General features: G+C 38.2%; 1 protein-coding gene. It reads right to left on the bottom strand.

Annotation, left to right across the window (positions count from 1 at the left end):
• Positions 1 to 179: 179 nt before the first annotated feature.
• Complete coding sequence (locus tag H4J63_RS19770) at positions 180 to 626, bottom strand: Hsp20 family protein (RefSeq protein WP_024595972.1); 447 nt, start codon at positions 624 to 626, stop codon at positions 180 to 182.
• Positions 627 to 959: the final 333 nt, after the last annotated feature.

The following is a 959-nucleotide window of genomic DNA, read 5'->3' on the forward strand; positions in this document are numbered from 1 at the left end:
ATGGCTTCCTTCAGACCCCACCGTTGGCCAGTGACGCCCTTGCCATTCAGATTATCTTCCCCTTAGTCAGGGTGATAAGGCATCTTTCAGCCTATCGGGTTTGCCAGCTTCGCTGGGCAAACAAAAAGCCGCCTCGAATGAGGCGGCTAAGTAATCAGGGGAATATGTACTTTAGAAGATTATTTACCTTCTATTAGATTGCTATTACCAATTTCAATTTTACGTGGTTTTAGCGCTTCAGGGATTTCACGTTCTAAGTCAATACTTAGTAAGCCATTGGCTAAATCTGCGCCGAGTACTTTTACGTGATCTCCTAACTGGAATTTACGTTCAAAGTTACGCTCAGCAATACCTTGATGAATAAATTTACGCTCTGCGTTTTCATCTTTATTTGCTTTAGTACCTGTAACTTTTAATGTGTTATTTTCTGACTCAATGGTTAATTCGTTATCGCTAAAGCCGGCAACGGCCATAGTGATTCTGTATTTGTCTTTATCGAGTGCTTCTATGTTGTAAGGAGGAAAACTTGGCTGCTTATCTGTATTAGCTGCCGCATCCATAAGTGATGCTAAATGTTCGAAGCCGATAAATGAACGATAAAGTGGTGATAAGTCTACTGTACGCATAATAATATCCTCATATTTAAGCGATATTTTGCATGTGCTTTTCTATTGAACAAGCTCAAGCAAAGTTTAATTAATAATATAAATTTCAATTATTTAAGTTTAATTTAGGACCCATCAGGCGTCCTACTTAACTATATATGGACGGTAAAATTGTTTTCAAGAGATTAATTTTAAAAAAATTAAAAAATAAACAAAAAAAGGCACTAAAAAGCTGTCTCTTGATCACAAGTCTGACTCAAGAGATTTTGCTAAATCGTAGCCTTCCAGGATGGCTTGTAACTTAAGCCATCCTTGCCATAACACTTTCACAGATGCACGCCCTGTGCGCTTGGT

Source organism: Pseudoalteromonas sp. 5Ae-yellow (genome assembly GCF_014077565.1).
GTDB lineage: Bacteria > Pseudomonadota > Gammaproteobacteria > Enterobacterales > Alteromonadaceae > Pseudoalteromonas.

Bases quoted from the DNA above. Each gene is read 5' to 3' on its own strand.
- H4J63_RS19770 (WP_024595972.1), bottom strand. From the start codon at position 626: ATGCGTACAGTAGACTTATCACCACTTTATCGTTCATTTATCGGCTTC.